Source organism: Devosia sp. Root105, assembly GCF_001424865.1.
Taxonomy (GTDB): domain Bacteria; phylum Pseudomonadota; class Alphaproteobacteria; order Rhizobiales; family Devosiaceae; genus Devosia_A.
Window position 1 is genome coordinate 20,783 of sequence record NZ_LMCR01000001.1, and the last position, 11,921, is coordinate 32,703.

The following is an 11,921-nucleotide window of genomic DNA, read 5'->3' on the forward strand; positions in this document are numbered from 1 at the left end:
GGTGGGGGTCAGCCCGCACCGGCCGCAGGAGCTACCCCGCCAACACCGGCCGCATGGCCAACGCCAGCAAGATCAGCAGCGCGCGGTGCGGTTGCTCGATGTCGCGGGTGCCGTCCATCAGCTTGAGCACGATGCCGGCTTCGGGGTGGCCGCTGCGCTCGATATAGGGGCGGAGGTCCTGCAGGGCGCGGAAGGCGGTGCCGGTGCTGCCCGAGCTCAGCGCCGCGGCGGCCTGCAGCAACAGGCGGGAGTGCTCCGCATTGGAGCGCTTGCGCAGGTCGTCGCTGAGGCGGCCGAACAGGCCCGGCAGGCGGTAGCCGAGGACCTTTTCCTCGTGCCGCCACTCGCGCGAAAAGCTCTCTTCCCAGTCGAGGATCTTGGCCAAGGCCAGGAGCACCACCTTGCTGCGCGGCTCGCCCACCATGCTCACTGCATCGCCGGCCAGTTCGCGATAGACCTGCAGCAGGCCATCGACGCTCTGGCTGTCGCGGAATTTGCCGAGTGCCGAGACCGCCGCCAGCCGGGCGTCGATCTCGGGATCCTCTGCCAGCATCTGGCGAATGCGCGGCAACTGCTTCACATCCCGGATGTCGCCGAGGGTGCGGGCGGCGCGGGCGCGGAGGAGCGGGTTGGGACTGTCGAGGAAGCGGGCGATGGCCTCGCCGCTTTGCGTCGCCTTGATACGGCCGAGCGAGTTGAGGGCCGCATATTGCAGCTCGACCAGCCCGTCATAGGCGAGCATGGATTCGAGCGCCCGCACCACCACGGGACTCGGCGGCAGGTGGCCGAGCGACTGGATCGCTTCATGCCGAACATCGAACGAGGGATCGCTCAACGCGGCGATCAGTTCCTCCTTCACCAGCGCGCTGCGAGTCTTGCCGAAGCCATAGGCGAGGTCGCGGCGGCGCTCCTCGGAGGTCAGCGCGCCATAGCGGTGGATGCCCCAGAGCGCGCTGAGCGGCCGGCCGCGGCCGAACTGGCCGAGGAAATCCCGCACCCCGGTCGCCCCCTCCTCCTTCAGCATGGCGAAGGTGATGGCGGAGACCACCACCATCACGGCGCTGAGCGCGAACAGGGTTTCGAAATTGCCCAGCGTCACGCCTGAGATGACGATGGTGTTGCTGGCGAGCAGCTCGAGCAGCCAGCCGGCAAGGAAGGCGGCGCCGCCGCCGATCAGGCCATCGGTCATATAGGCGAGCGTCATATAGCTCTCCTTTTTGGCCGGCGGCACGTAGTTGAGCATGTAGATGCCGCCCACCGAGATGGCGCTCTGGAACAGCATGCCGAAGACGAAGAAGATCAGCCCGACGATGAAAATCGTGCCGGGCGTATCCTTGGTGACGAACATCAGCCCGATCAGCATCGCCACCTGCAACGCCTGCAGCGTGACACGGATGGCGCGGGTGCCGTAGCGATCGACGAACCAGCCCGAGGCGACACTGCCGAGCGCCGCGCCCACCGGGATGAACGCCGCCATCAGGACGATCTGGCCCGAGGAGATGCCGAGCCGCTCGCGGAAGAACAACAGGATGAAGAGGTTGATGACGGTGTAGACGAGGAACTGCGTGCCCGAGGAGACGAGATAGAGCAGGAAATTGCCATCGCGCAGCGGCACCCGCATGGCGCGGATGGCATCGAAGCCGCGGGCTGAACCGGGGCGCGGCTTGCCGCCGCCGAGCCCGAACAGGGTCGACGCGGCGATGACGCCCAACAGCAACCCGATAGCGAAGACCGGAAAGAAGCGCTCGATGCCCTGCTGGCCATCAAGCCAGAGCTGCACCAGGACCGAACCCACCAGTGCCACCGGCAGGTAGGCGAGTGCGATGCCGCCGGTCAACCGGCCGCGGATGAAGCTTGGCATATACTCCTGCGACCACGGCCAGATCGCTGTTTCGGCGAGGGTACGGAAGATCGAAAAGCCCAGCATGGCCGCGAACAGCACCCAGAACACCATGTCCGGGTTGCCCTGGAACATCGGCGCCACGAGGATCAGCGACAGGCAGAGATAGCGGGTGAGCGAGGCATAACCCGCCACCCGGCGATGGCCGAAGGCCATGACGATGGGCAGGAACACCACCGCGATGACCTGGACGAACGGCATGATGCCGCCGATCAGCCCGATGCGGTCCTTGGGTACGCCCAGCTCGGCGGCGAACAGCGCCAAAGGCGAGGTGACGGTGCAGAGCAGCGCTGCGGCGGTGATGATGTTGAAGGCGTAGAGATAGGGGATGCGCCGGATCTTGTCGAAATCCGACTGCTCCTCATACTCGGCCGCAACTGCGCCGATGCTTTCCGCCCGCGACACGATACCTGTCCTCCCACCGACTCGCGCTGCTTCAGAGCGCGATCCGATAGCCCTTGATCACATACTGGCTCTGCTCGAAACTCCAGCAGGCGGCGTAGATTTCCCCGTTCTGCAAGCGCAGCAGCGAGGGCTGGCCGAACTTCAGGCTGCCGAACTGCTTCTTGATGTCGGCGGAGTCGCTGCCCATCGCAGCATCGGCGAAGAGGTTGAGCTCCTCCTCCACCTTGAAGCCGCCATTGAGGTCGACGCGACGGACGATCAACCCGACCGGCGCTTCGCGGTGCGAGTGGATGGTGAGCGCCTTGCCACCGCCGAGCGATAAGAGGTTCGAGGCCTGGCCGCGGATGTCGGTATCGATCACCGGCGCAAACGTCTCGCCGCCGTCGCTGGAGACCGCGACGTGGTTGGTGAGGTTAGCGCCCGCGGCATTGTCGTAAGCCCAGAAGATCACCGCGACGCGGCCGCCACCGAGATCGGCGATGCGGCTCTCCCAGGTCGAGACGTTGCCGGCCGGCGAACGATAGAACTCGGAGAGCTTGCGCCAGCTCTTGCCGTTGTCGTCGCTGGCGATGATCCAGCCGGCATGGCCATCCTTGCCGAGATGGAACGGCGCGGTGGCGGCGATGATGCGACCCGAGGCGAGCTGGATGGCGGGACCGGAGAGCTCGAGCGGCTGGCCTTCGATGTCGAAATAGGCCGGAACGCTCCAGCTGCGCCCACCATCGCTGGAGGTGCTGGTCTTGTTGCGCAGGGTCAGCAGCTTGAAGGTATCGGGGTCGACCACCGGGGTCAGCGGGGTCGGGCGGACGAACACATAGCCGGTGGCGAGCAGCGAACCATCAGCCAGCAAGAGCGGCTTGAAGCTCTCGGATTCTTCCGGGCGCACCTCATGATCGGTGAGCCGCACCGGGGCGGACCAGGTGCCGCCATTGTCGGCGCTGCGGCTCACATAGGCGCGGGCATCGGCGGCGTCGAAGGCCTGGCCGATGGTGAAGATGGCGACCAGTTCGCCATCGGCCAGCTGCACGATGCCCGGAAAGGTCGCCTGGCGGCTGACCAGCAGCGGGTCGGGGTTGGCGTAGATGGTGATCTCTTCTAGGCGCTGCATCGAAAGCTCCGGGTCAGGCGAAAGGGTTGGACCAGTGGCGATACTGGCCGGGGGTCTTGCCGCGCCGCTTCCTGAACGCCGCGGCGAGCGTGGCTGCATGGCCGTAGCCGACCTCGGCGGCGATGGTGGCCAGCGACTTGTCGGTCGAAACCAAGAGCTCCTCGCTGCGGGTGAGACGCAGTTCCCTGAGGTGCTCTCCCGCGGACGTATGCCGGGCCTTGCGATGCATGGCGCGCAACGCACTCTCGGAGATGCCGAGCAAGGCCGCCACGTCGGCGAGAGTGCGCATGCGATGGAGGTTCTGCCCGGCCTGGGTCCAGGCGATGGTCAGCCGGTCCTCGTCGGCAGTCGGGATGTCGGGTGCGCCGGTGAGTTCGAAGCCGTCGAGCAGGCTCAGCAGCAGGCGTTTGCGCCGCGGCAGCTCGTCGGGGCGGTTGCGGCGGGCGAGATGCATGGCGAGGCGGATGAGGTTCTGCAGGTGCAGCGCCTCGTCCGGGTTGGGCAGCGCATAGCCCGGCCCCACAGGCTTTTCGGGCATCGCGAAGTGGCAGATCGAGGCGGTGGCGAAGGCACCAAGTGTTGCACCCTGAAACTGGGTGCCCGGCAGGATCAGCACGCCTGATGGAGCCACCAGCTCGAGTTTGGCCTCGAGCTCTGGAAACGTAATGGCGACGCGCCCCTCGTGCACCCAGAACAGATCGTGGAACGGCCATTGCACGGGTCCGATCGGCATGCGGCGGTTGATCCGACCGAAGCGGTGGTCGCGCAGCTCGAGCTGATCGGTGTCACAGGACATGGCGCCTCGCCAGTGCTGGGTGACGGCGGCAATCGGATTTCCTAACGTGCTGCCGAACCTCGGCAATGACGGGACGCCGGCGTTGGCCTTTCATCAGGTAAGGCCGCATCGGCCCTGAGGAGAGGAGCCTAGGATGAGTGCTGCAATGAGCATTCCGCACAGCCAGCTGAAGGCAGATTTCGACCGGGACGGCTTCATCGCCTTCCGGCCATTGTTCGATGCCGCGCGCATGGCCGAGATCAACCGCGAGCTCGACCGGTTCCTGATCGAGTGCGTGCCGAAGATGTCGGAGACCGAGGTCTATTACGAGGACAAGGCCAACCGCTCGACGGTCAAGCAGATGATGTACCTCGAAAAGTACGACAGCTACTTCAAGACGCTGCTCTCGGACGGGGTGATCAAGGAGCTGGCCGAGACGGTGCTGGGCGAGGCGGCGGTCGCGCAGAACATGGAGTATTTCAACAAGCCGCCCGGCATCGGCAAGCAGACCCCGCCGCACCAGGACGGCTACTATTTCAAGATCGCGCCGCCCAAGGCGATCACCGGGTGGCTGGCGCTGGAGCCGGTCGACGACGAGAACGGGTGCCTGCAATATGTGCGTGGTTCGCATGCCTTCGAGGGCTGGCGTCCGCATGGGCGCTCCGAGATCCTCGGCTTCTCGCAGGGGATCACCGATTTCGGCACCGAGCACGATGTCGCCAATACCGCAGCGCAGCCGGGGCCGGCCGGGATGCTGTTGATGCACGACTGCAAGACGGTGCACTGGGCCAGCCCCAACCGATCGCCGACCCGCTCGCGCCGGGCGCTGGGCTTTGTGTATTTCGGGGTGAGCGCCAAGACCGACGAAGAAATGAAGCGGGCCTACCAGGCCAAGCTCGACGCCGAACTGAAGGCCGCCAACAAGATCTGACGGCTCGGCCGGATGGTGCGGCTCAAACCGTGCCATCCGCTCCGTCCTGCGCGCCTCGATCGCCAACCTCTGCCCGGTTGTACGCAACCGCCCCTCCGCACCGCATCGGTGCAGAGTATGTTACTATAATAACATGGTTAGATGGTCAAACGTGGTAGATCATGCTGGCCACCGCCAGCCGTCAGCCGAGGTGGCTTCCGTTATCCGGCGCGGCGACGGCGCTTGGCCGTCCTGTGCTCTCGATGTTGCCACCCACACGGAGCGGCACCTCCCCCTCGACGGGGGAGGTCGGGAGGCCCGCGCACCCCCTCCGAGCTGCGCTAGTTCGCTCTCGCTCACAAGCTTCGCTTGCCTCCCCCGTCGAGGGGGAGGTGGGCGCCGGTGCCAGGTGCGAGACTGAGCCAACTCCCACCCGAGCGCATCGTGAAATGCCGCACGCCTCACACGTCGAAGCCCGGCGCGAATTTGAGTTCGCCGCGCGGCGGCGGGCCGGACAGCACGAGCCGCTGCACGAAGCGGCGATCGAGATCGCCATAGGCCAATAGCCCGTCGCTCTCGAAGCCGACGCGTCCGTAGATATCGGGGTTGCCGATCAGCGCCACACCGGCAGCGCCCTGTTGGCGCAACAGCTCGAGCCCGCGAGCGATCAGCGCCTTGCCGATGCCCTGGCGTTGCCGGTCGGCCCGCACAGCAATCGGCCCGAGCCCGAACCAGCCGGCATGCACGCCATCGATGGTAACCGGCGAGAAGGCGATGTGCCCGACAATCAGGCCATTATCTTCTGCCACCAGCGACAGCGTCAGGTCGCCGGCGGCGCGCAGCGCCCGGATGATCGGCGCTTCGGTGCCGCTGCTGAACGGCATCGGCTCGAACGCCAAGCGGGTCAGCTCATGGATCGCCGTGTCGTCGGCAGGGCGTTCGTTCCGGATTTGCACGTTGGCCTCGATGGTTGAAGGGGAGCGATATTTCCCACTGCGCGCAAATCACGCAATCCCCATCCGTTCGGACGGGGTCCCTGCCCCATCCGGCCATGTTACGGATATAGGTCCACCGGTTCGCCGGGGGTTCATTGCTTGAAAGGACAATAAGTGAAGCTCGAATCCATCGCGCTCCATCATGGCTACAAGGCGGAGGAAACCACTAAAGCGGCGGCGGTCCCGATCTATCAGACCACGTCATACGTCTTCGACAACACCCAGCACGGCGCCGACCTGTTCAACCTGGCGGTGCCCGGCAACATCTATACCCGCATCATGAACCCGACGACGGCAGTGCTCGAACAGCGCGTCGCCGAGATGGAAGGCGGCATTGCCGGCCTTTGCGTCGCTTCGGGCATGGCCGCCATCACCTATTCGATCCAGGCGATTGCCGGCGTCGGCGATAACATCGTTTCGATCAGCCAGCTCTATGGCGGCACCTATAACCTGTTCATGCACTCGTTCCCGCGCCAGGGCATCGAGGTGCGGATGGCCGACCAGGCCGATTTCGAAGGGCTGGAAAAGCTCATCGACAGCAAAACCAAGGCAGTGTTCTGCGAGTCGATCGGCAATCCGGCCGGCAACATCGTCGATATCCAGCGGCTGGCAGAGATCGCGCATCGCCACGGTGTGCCAGTCATCGTCGATAACACGGTGGCGACGCCCTATCTCTGCAAGCCGTTCGAGTTCGGCGCCGACATCGTGGTGCACGCGCTCACCAAATATATCGGCGGGCACGGCAACTCGATCGGCGGCATCATCGTCGACTCGGGCAAGTTCGACTGGGTGAAGCACAAGGACCGCTTCGCGATCCTCAACGAGCCCGACCCGTCCTATCACGGCGTGGTCTATACCGAGGCGCTGGGGCCGGCGGCCTATATCGGGCGCTGCCGGGTGGTGCCGCTGCGCAATACCGGCGCGGCTTTGTCGCCGCACAACGCCTTTCTGTTCCTGCAAGGCCTCGAAACGCTCGGGCTTCGGATGGAGCGGCATTGCGAGAATGCCGAAAAGCTCGCCGCCTGGCTGAAGCAGCACCCCAAGATCAACTGGGTGAACTACGCCCAGCTGCCGGACAGCAAGTACAATGCGACGGCCAAGAAGATCACCAAGGGCAAGGCGTCGGGCATTATCAGCTTCGGCATCAAGGGCGGCGCCGTCGCCGGCGGCCAGTTCATCGACGCGCTGCAGATGATCCTTCGGCTGGTGAATATCGGCGATGCCAAGTCGCTGGCCTGTCATCCGGCATCGACCACACACCGCCAGCTCGGCCCCGAGGAACTGGCCAAGGCTGGTGTCTCGGAAGACCTGGTCCGCATCTCGGTCGGCATCGAGCACATCGACGACATCATCGCCGATGTCGAACAGGCGCTCGCAAAGGTCGCCTGAGCTAACTACATAGGTCGCCGGCGCGCACGATGCGCCGGCGGCTCCGAAAGGCCATGACGTGACTGCTCCCGAAGGCCCCCGCCTCCACCCGACCGGCCGCTTGATCCCAGCCGAGCTCGACGACGCCATGGTGACCGCGGTGGTCGAACAGTTTTATGGCCGGGCGCGGCGCGACGAGGTGATCGGGCCGGTGTTCAACCGGGTGATCCCCGAGGCCGAGTGGCCGGCGCATCTCAAAACCATCGCCGATTTCTGGAGCTCGATGCTGCTGGGCAGTGGCCGCTATTACGGCCGCCCGATGCCCAAGCACATTGCCATCCCCGAACTCTCCGACCGGCATTTCGCGCGCTGGCTGAAGCTGTTCCGCGAGACGGCGGAAGAACTCTGTCCGCCCGAGGTCGCGGCGCTGTTCGTCGAGCGGGCCGAGCGTATCGGCTACAACTTTCGACTGCGCATCGCGCAGTTCCGCGGCCAGGACCTCGAAGCGGTGAAACCGATCCGGGCCGGCGACGAGGCACCCGAACAGGCCTGACGCCCGCCGGCTTGTGCAAAAGCCCCGCGCCGTGGCGCGGGGCTCGATGGCTATGACCGATAACGGCTCAGGCGCCGAAGAAGGTCGAGGGCAGCATGCCGATCAGGGTGGCGAAGGAACGGACCACTTCGAGCGGCACGTTGGTGCCCGAGAGGCTGCCGGAGGCCTCCACCTTCATCGGGGTGGTGATCTTTTCGCCATCGACGGTGACGGTGACATTGTTGGAATTCTTCATGATGATCGAACCGGTGATGCCGTCGACCGAGGCGAACAGGTCGGCGTTCTCGTCGGTGGTGGCGAACAGCGCGTCGTCGCCGACCAGTTCGGTGGAGGGCAGCGTCAAGGTCAGGTCGTACTGGGTCTGGCCTTCGACACCGGGCGTATCGGTGAACGGCATGTTGCCCTTCAGCTCATAGACCTTGCCGTTGCAATCGGCCGACAGCGACATGAACCAGGAATAGGTCTGGTAGGCAAAGACCATGTTGCCAGACCAGGTGCAGCCCTTGTCGGACGGCAGGCCGGCCGAGGGGATGAACAAGCGGTTGAGATCGACAGTGTCGACGGCATTGTTGATCGGACCGGTATTGTCACCGGTGATTTTCTTCAGCACCGACTGGGTGAGCCCGGCCGCGCCGCTCGAGGAGAGCTCGGGCTTCAAGTTCAGCGAGCCGCCGAACTGCTTGGTGTCGGGCGCCACCTTGCCGACGGCGAGGTAGTTGATCGACAGCGTCCGCGCGTCGGTGCTGCCGTCGGCGGTGACGGTGTACTGGCCCAGATACTGGGTGCGCGGCAGTGCCTGCTTGTTGGACGGGTTGATGATCGAGCCATTGCCGCCGATGGCGCAGGCCTTGTCGTTGCGCACGATCAAGAGCTCAGTGCGGCCGGCAGTGCAATCGACGGTGATGTTGGTCACCACCTGGGCGTCGGAAAGCGTGACGGCGAAATGATCCTGCTTGGAGGTATCCTTCAGCGTCGGCATGTCGGCAATGGTGGCGAAGCTGACCACTGCCGGAGGCGGCGTCTGCGCGGCTGCGCCGGCGACGAGGCCAAGCAATGCGAAGCCGGCGAGTGCAATTCGTTTCATGGCAATTCTCCCTAGGATTCACCGGGGCTCGGAGCCGAGCGCGAAACCGGCGGAGCCCCAAGCCCGCCGCCCGCGTTGATCATCAACAAGTGCTCAGTAGCACTTGAATGCCCGATGAATGATGCAGTCAGCTGCCGCTTAGCTGGCGCTCAGAAGAACGGCAGCGGGCCTTCGCCCGAGTTGATCGGCACGTGATGAGTGACCACTCCGGGCTCCGCTCGCCAGTGGTGCAGCAGCAGCGCTGGTGGCTCGACGAACGAGGCGGGTTCGGCTCCGGGCGCGAGGCGCAGGGCGATGGCTGTGGTGGTGCTCGGGGCGATCTGCAGCAGGCTGCCGCCGAAGCGCAGCGACATGTGACGGTGAACGTGGCCGCAGAGCACACGTTCCACCGCCGGGTAGCGCGCGACAATGGCCGCCAGCCGCTCGCCGCCAAAGCAGCGATAGGCATCGATGAATCCGATGCCGGTTTCGATGGGCGGCTGGTGCAGCATGATCAGCGTCGGCCGCTCCGGTTCGGCCGCCAGCGCTGCCTCCAGCCACGCAGCTGTCGCCGCGTCGAAATCACCGTGATGCTGGCCCGGCACACTGATATCGAGGCCGATGACACGGACCGGCCCGTGACGGCCGACGGCAAAATGCAGCGGGCCGGTGGCGGGCAGGTAGCCCCGGTCGGCGAAGGCGGCGCGGAAAGCTTCGCGCTCGTCGTGATTGCCCGGGATGGCCAACACGGGCTGCCGGATGCCGGCGAGCAGGCGCCGGGCCAGCTGGTACTCCGCGGCTGCGGCGTGCTCGGTGACGTCGCCGGTCAGCAGCACCAGGTCGGGGGCGGGATCGAGCGTCGCCAGCCGCTCAATGGCAGCCTCGAACATGGCGTTGGAATCGACCAGCCCCTGATAGAGCGTGCCGGGGGCGCAGAGGTGCGGGTCGGAGAGCTGGGCGATCAGCACTGCCGGCTCAGACCTTCACGTAGTCGAACAGCACGCGGCGCAGTTCGGCTTCGTCTTCGGCTTTGAGCGCGGCATCGAGCGCCGTGAGGGCGGGCAACAGGTCGTTGGTCTGGCGGGCGCTCGGTGGCGAGCGGAGGATTTTCGGCTGCGCGGTGCGCAGCGCGTTGGCCGGATCGAAGAACAGCTCTTCGGCCAGCTTCTCGCCCGGCCGCGCGCCGGTCTCGCGGATGGCGATGTCACCGGTGGGGTTGTCGTCGGATTTCACCGACAGGCCGGCCAGCCGGATCATGTTCTCGGCGAGATCGCGGATGCGTACCGGCTCGCCCATCTCGAGCAGGAAGATGTCACCACCCTCGGCCATGGCGCCGGCCTGGACGATCAGCTCGGCCGCCTCGTGGATCGACATGAAGTAGCGGGTCATGCGGCTGTCGGTGAGGGTCACCGGGCCGCCGGCGGCGATCTGCTCGCGGAACAGCGGCACCACCGAGCCGTTGGAGCCGAGCACGTTGCCAAAACGCACCGAGCAGTAGCGCATACCGCTGCCCTTGCCGTAGTGGCGGACGATCAGTTCAGCCCAGCGCTTGGTCGCCCCCATGACGCTCGACGGCCGCACTGCCTTGTCGGACGAAATCAGGACAAAGCGCTGTACCCCCGCCGCGACCGCCGCTTCCACCAGGATGCGGGTGCCCAGAACATTGTTGCGCACGCCCTCCAGCGCGTTGGCCTCGACCAGTGGCACATGCTTGTGCGCTGCGGCATGGAAGATCACTTCGACGCCCTGCCCCTCGAGCGTGCGGCGGAGCAGCGCCGCGTCGGCGATCGAGCCGAGCACCGGGACGATCCCGACCTCAGCCAGGGTGCGCAGGTGCCGGTCGATCTCGTAGAGCGCGAACTCGTTGGCCTCGAGCAACACCAGCTTCCTGGGCGCGTGCTGGACGATGAGCCGGGTGAGCTCCGAGCCGATCGAGCCGCCAGCGCCGGTAACGAGGATCACCCGACCGCCAAGGATTTCGCCCATCAACTCGGGATCGGCGGGCACGGCGGAGCGGCCGAGCAGATCGTCGATATCGATCTCGCGCAGCTGGCTGATCAGGTACTTGCCGGAGACCAGGTCGGCAATCGCCGGCAGCGCGCGGATCTTGACGGGGTGGTGGCTGAGCTCGGTGACAATCTGGGCGCGTCGGGTGGCGTCGGCGGAGGGGATCGAGAGGATCACCTCGCTGACACCGCGGTTGCTGATCAGCTCACCGAGCCTGGTCGGCGGGTCGACGCGGATGCCGGCGACATCGCGACCCCAGAGGCTTTGATCATCGTCGACGAAGGCGACGACGGAGCTGGCGCGATGCGCACGCAGCGCTTCGGCAAGCTGCGTGCCGGCGGAACCGGCGCCATAAATCACCACCCCGCCGCCATGGCGGAGGTTGCGCTCAGGCAGCCAGAGCAGTGCCTTGGCGAGGAAGCGCGAGCCGGCGACAATGACGGTGCCGAAGATGAAGTAGAACAGCGGCACGGTGCGCGGGAAGGTCGCCAGCCGCGTCGCCTCGGCGAGAAACAGCGCGAACACCCAGAGCAGGGTTGCCAGCATCATCGCCTGGATGATGGTCCACAGCGCCCGCTCCGGCAGGTAGCGGATCACGGCGCGATACAGCCCCATCCGGATGAACACCGGCACGGCGAGGATCGGCGCCAGCAGCATCAGCAGGATGTGCGACATGGTGGGCGTGAAGGTGCCGCCCAGGCGGATAGCAAAGCTCAGCCACAGCACGCCGAGCAGCGCGAGCATGTCGAAGCCGATCAGAATGGCTTGCTTCCAGCGACGCGGCAGTCCGCTCAGTCCGTCGCGGACCTTGTTCAACGTCATAAAGTAATCCACCCG

General features: G+C 65.8%; 10 protein-coding genes. 3 read left to right on the forward strand and 7 right to left on the reverse strand.

Translation table 11 applies throughout. From position 1 onward, the window contains the following. Positions 1-31: 31 nt before the first annotated feature. Genes ASC68_RS00100 through ASC68_RS00110 form a run of 3 tightly spaced genes read right to left on the reverse strand, consistent with a single transcriptional unit; the run spans position 32 to position 4,209 of the window. Positions 32-2,305, reverse strand: a complete 2,274-nt coding sequence (locus ASC68_RS00100; RefSeq protein ID WP_055872914.1) for an MFS transporter — start codon at positions 2,303-2,305, stop codon at positions 32-34. Positions 2,306-2,336: 31 nt separating this feature from the next. Beyond that, entirely contained in the window at positions 2,337-3,413 is a 1,077-nt protein-coding gene (locus tag ASC68_RS00105) for a sialidase family protein (RefSeq protein ID WP_055872917.1), read from the reverse strand. A 13-nt stretch (positions 3,414-3,426) separates the two neighbouring features. Next, the gene (locus tag ASC68_RS00110) at positions 3,427-4,209 is read right to left on the reverse strand and encodes a helix-turn-helix transcriptional regulator (RefSeq protein ID WP_055872920.1); all 783 of its coding nucleotides are present in this window, start codon (positions 4,207-4,209) and stop codon (positions 3,427-3,429) included. Between the two features lie 145 nt (positions 4,210-4,354). Here ASC68_RS00110 and ASC68_RS00115 point away from each other — a divergent pair, with 145 nt between their 5' ends. Further along, positions 4,355-5,119, forward strand: a complete 765-nt coding sequence (locus ASC68_RS00115) for a phytanoyl-CoA dioxygenase family protein (RefSeq protein ID WP_055872923.1) — start codon at positions 4,355-4,357, stop codon at positions 5,117-5,119. 440 nt (positions 5,120-5,559) lie between these two features. Here ASC68_RS00115 and ASC68_RS00120 read toward each other — a convergent pair whose 3' ends face one another. Then, positions 5,560-6,054 (reverse strand): N-acetyltransferase, encoded by a 495-nt coding sequence (locus ASC68_RS00120; protein WP_055872926.1) that lies wholly within the window; start codon positions 6,052-6,054, stop codon positions 5,560-5,562. Between the two features lie 153 nt (positions 6,055-6,207). Between ASC68_RS00120 and ASC68_RS00125 the strand changes: the two genes are divergently transcribed. Together ASC68_RS00125 and ASC68_RS00130 are read left to right on the forward strand one after the other, a co-directional pair. Continuing rightward, a complete protein-coding gene (locus ASC68_RS00125; protein ID WP_055872929.1) occupies positions 6,208-7,482 on the forward strand; it encodes an aminotransferase class I/II-fold pyridoxal phosphate-dependent enzyme in 1,275 nt (424 codons plus the stop codon). A 58-nt stretch (positions 7,483-7,540) separates the two neighbouring features. Beyond that, complete coding sequence (locus ASC68_RS00130; RefSeq protein WP_055872932.1) at positions 7,541-8,014, forward strand: group III truncated hemoglobin; 474 nt, start codon at positions 7,541-7,543, stop codon at positions 8,012-8,014. A 67-nt stretch (positions 8,015-8,081) separates the two neighbouring features. Here the strand turns inward: ASC68_RS00130 and ASC68_RS00135 are convergent, their stop codons facing one another. The 3 genes from ASC68_RS00135 to ASC68_RS00145 all read right to left on the reverse strand — a co-directional run bounded on the left by ASC68_RS00135 (position 8,082) and on the right by ASC68_RS00145 (position 11,906). Further along, on the reverse strand, positions 8,082-9,098 hold the full coding sequence (locus tag ASC68_RS00135) for a hypothetical protein (protein WP_055872936.1): 1,017 nt from the start codon (positions 9,096-9,098) through the stop codon (positions 8,082-8,084). Between the two features lie 149 nt (positions 9,099-9,247). Beyond that, a complete protein-coding gene (locus tag ASC68_RS00140; RefSeq protein WP_055872940.1) occupies positions 9,248-10,045 on the reverse strand; it encodes a phosphodiesterase in 798 nt (265 codons plus the stop codon). Positions 10,046-10,052: 7 nt separating this feature from the next. Next, positions 10,053-11,906 carry a nucleoside-diphosphate sugar epimerase/dehydratase gene (locus ASC68_RS00145; protein ID WP_055872943.1) on the reverse strand — a complete coding sequence of 618 codons (1,854 nt, stop codon included), beginning with the start codon at positions 11,904-11,906 and terminating at the stop codon, positions 10,053-10,055. Positions 11,907-11,921 lie beyond the last annotated feature (15 nt).